We start from the raw sequence: 3,344 nt of genomic DNA, 5'->3' as shown, positions 1-3,344 counted from the left end.
CCAGGTGGCGTTGTACCAGATGCGGTTGACCACGCTCGTCTGCACCTGGTAGGTGGCGGCGCGGGCGACGGCGGCCGTCTCCCCCGGCCGCGACGGGTCGCCGGCGACGCTCGGTGGAGTGGTCACCGAACCCAGGCCCGGGAGCAGGACCCGTTCGTTCCACGTGCCCGTCGCCGCGCCTTCGGGACGGTACTCGACGCCCTGCCGCTCGAACGTGGGCCCTGTCACGCCCGACAGCGCGAAGTCGCCGCTCAGCCAATGCAGCCGCGACAGTTCGGGCGTGGCCCCGCCGTCCAGCGTGAAGGGCACCCACGACGCGCCCGCGTTCGTGCTCACGAAGCCCTCGAAGGGATCGGACACGTACACGAAGGTGTCGCCGTCGGGGTCGGCCATGAAGTCCATCGACGCGGTCTCGTAGGTGCGCGTGGTGACGAGCGTGACCGGATCGAAGGTCGTGAGCAGACCCTTGTCGTCGATCCCGGTCTGGTAGACGTCGGTGAACTCGACGTCGTCGAAGTCCCGGCCGGTGACCGTCATGATCAGGTGGGCGCGATCGGCGCCCGCGCCGTCGTGGAAGGCGAGCGCCACCTCCGCCGACGAGCTCGCGAGCGTCGTGTCGCGCCAGACCGTGGTCACGACCGTCTCGAGGTTGAACGCGAAGGTCTGGTTCAACCAGACGTTGTACCGCCACTCGAACTGAGTCGAACCGTTGCGGAGGGCGACCGCGCAGGCCACCGAGGTATCGGTTCCCTCACCGAAGGCAACGTCGTAGTCGTCCAGCCCCGTCGTGGTTCCTCCCAGGTCGAAGACCTCGTGTTCGGTCCAGATCCCGGCTCCCAGCGACGGGTCGGCGAAGGCGGCCATCACCCGCGTGTTCACCGCGGGCTCGATGTACACGTACGTGAGTACGAGGCGCTCGTCGGCCGTGCCCTCGCCGACGACGTCGAGCCGCGGGTCGGAAAGAATCACGTCCACCGGCCCGGACACCGTCGACCACCTCGACCAGGTGTCGCCCCCGTCGGTGCTGCGCAGGACCACGACCTCGTCGTCGCCCACGTCGGGGCTGGTGTCGAAGGCGACGAACTGGGTGCCGTCGGAGGCGATGGCGAGCTCCGGCCGGTCGACCTGTTCTTCGTCGGGCGAGTAGATCGCGTGCGAGGGATTGCCGAGGGCCAGGGCCACGGCAGGGATGCAGAGCACGAGGGCCAGGGCCACGGCCGGGACGATGCGGATCGAGATCATGGCGGTCTCCGAGGGACACGGGAGAACGAGTGTCTTCGCCGGAGACGCGACGTTTCGGTGCCGGTGGGGCCATGGCTTCTGCCGAGCCCGACCCCACCGATCCGCCGGGGCATCGGCCGACGGTCGCAGAGGCTGCCGGCGAGCACTGCCGCGCGCCGCTCGCTCCGGGCTGCTCACTTTCGTTCGCCTCCGCCTGCTCTTACCATCCGGAAGACGAAGGATTGGTCGAGGGCCCACCGGATTCCGGCGAGGCGTTTCCGAGACGGAGAGGCGGCATGGACCATGACAGCGCAGGAAAGGGATGAAGCGAAAGACACCGCGGTCTGGAACGAGGCTCTGACGAAGATCGTCCTGCTCGATGGCGGCCTGGGACAGGAGCTGCACAAGCGTTCGCGGCTGCCCGCCCACCCTCTCTGGTCCCTGCAGGTGATGCGGAAACGCCCGGAGCTCGTGCAGAGCGTGCACGAAGACTTCATCCGAGCCGGCGCTCGGGTCCTGACGCTGAACACGTACACGGCCACCGCGGCCCGACTGGCCCGGAGCGGCGACCTCGGGTGGTTCGAACCGCTGCAGGAGCAGGCCTACGACCTGGCGGCGGCCGCCCGTCAGACGACCGGCTGTCCCTTCGGACCGGTACAGCTGGCCGGATGCCTGCCTCCCCTGGTGGGAAGCTTCCGTTCCGATCTGGTGCCTTCGGACGACGAGTGCTTCGAACAGTACCGTGCCATCGTCGAGACCCAACCGAAGGTCGATTGCTTCCTCTGCGAAACCATGTCGTCCGTCCGCGAAGGTCGGATCGCCGCCGAGGTGGCCCTGTCTGCCGGAAAGCCGGTGCTTCTGGGTTTCACGGTCCGCGACGACGGCTCCGCCGCGCTGCGTTCGGGAGAGCCGGTGGAGGACATGGTCGCTGCAGTCCGGGAGCTGCCGTTGCGTGGTCTGCTCCTCAACTGCTCCACCCCGGAGGCGATTCGGCGCGCGTTGCCACCCCTGGTCGGCTCGGGCCTTCCCTTCGGCGCCTACGCGAACGGGTTCGAATCGGTCGACGCGCTGGAGCCCGGTGGAACCGTCGATGTGCTGACGGCACGCGAAGACCTGGGCCCGGAGGAATACGCGACGTTCGCCCTGGAGTGGCTCGCGTCGGGAGCCACCCTGCTCGGCGGATGCTGTGAGGTAGGACCGTCCCACATCCGCCACTTGCACGAGGAGCTGGTGGAGCGGGGGTATTCCGTGACGGGCTTGTAGGGGGCCGGGGCATCTGTCCGTGTCGACCGTCTGCCGTCGGCCTTCACCGTGTTCCGGCGTTGCGATCCGCGAACGCCCTCCGCCCCCGCCGGATCGCGTCGAGCGTCGCCGCCACGCTCCAGTGCCGCACGAGCGAGCGGTCGCCGCCCAGGCGACGCAACCGTGCCACGGCTCCCTCGGCGTCGGCGAAGCCGATCCACACCGTGCCGACCGGCTTGTCCTCGGTGCCCCCTCCTGGGCCGGCGACGCCGGTGGTCGAGACCCCGTAGGTGGACCCCAGGCGCGCGCGCACACCTTCGGCCATGGCCCGGGCCACCACGTCGCTCACCGCTCCGTGTTCTTCGATCAAGGCGACGTCGACGCCGAGCTGCTCCTGCTTGACCGCGTTCGCGTAGGCGATCACGCCGCCGAGCAGCACGCGACTGCTGCCGGGCACCGAGGTCAGCGCGGCACCCACGAGCCCGCCGGTGCAGGACTCCGCCACCGCCACCGTTTCGCCCCGCTCGGTGAGCCGCCGGACGACGACCTCGGGCAGGTCTACCGTCCCCTCGGCGAAGAGGTTTTCGCCGAAGGCGGTGCGCAACCGCGCGGTGACGTCGTCCAGCCGCGCGGTGTCGTCGTCGCGCACGAGCACGTCGACGCCGTACGACGCCACGCACCAGGCGAGGCCGTCGTGGTGATCGTCGCCGAGGGCGTCGCGGACGATCTCGGCCAGGCGTGCTTCGGCGACGCCGGTGGTGCGCAATCGCCGCGTGTGCGTGTCCGAGGCCACCAGGTGCGCGGCCAGGCGCGGGCGGACCTCGTGTTCGAACATCCAGCGCAGCTCGGCCGGCACGCCGGGCAGGAGGATCACGGCGGTG

The 3,344-nt window shown here is 69.9% G+C and carries 3 protein-coding genes; 1 reads left to right on the top strand and 2 read right to left on the bottom strand.

What is annotated here, in order from left to right:
• Nucleotides 1-1,242: hypothetical protein (locus VKA86_15540; protein HKK72619.1), on the bottom strand; the 1,242-nt coding region annotated here is incomplete at its 3' end.
• A 282-nt stretch (nucleotides 1,243-1,524) separates the two neighbouring features.
• Here VKA86_15540 and VKA86_15535 point away from each other — a divergent pair.
• Complete coding sequence (locus tag VKA86_15535; protein HKK72618.1) at nucleotides 1,525-2,484, top strand: homocysteine S-methyltransferase family protein; 960 nt, start codon at nucleotides 1,525-1,527, stop codon at nucleotides 2,482-2,484.
• A gap of 43 nt (nucleotides 2,485-2,527) precedes the next feature.
• Here the strand turns inward: VKA86_15535 and VKA86_15530 are convergent.
• The coding region (locus tag VKA86_15530) for a nicotinamide-nucleotide amidohydrolase family protein (protein HKK72617.1) at nucleotides 2,528-3,344 on the bottom strand (817 nt) is incomplete at its 5' end.

The sequence above is a fragment of the Candidatus Krumholzibacteriia bacterium genome (assembly GCA_035268685.1).
GTDB lineage: Bacteria > Krumholzibacteriota > Krumholzibacteriia > JAJRXK01 > JAJRXK01 > JAJRXK01.
The sequence above is the reverse complement of the archived record's forward strand: the minus strand, read 5'-3'. Positions and strand labels throughout refer to the sequence as shown.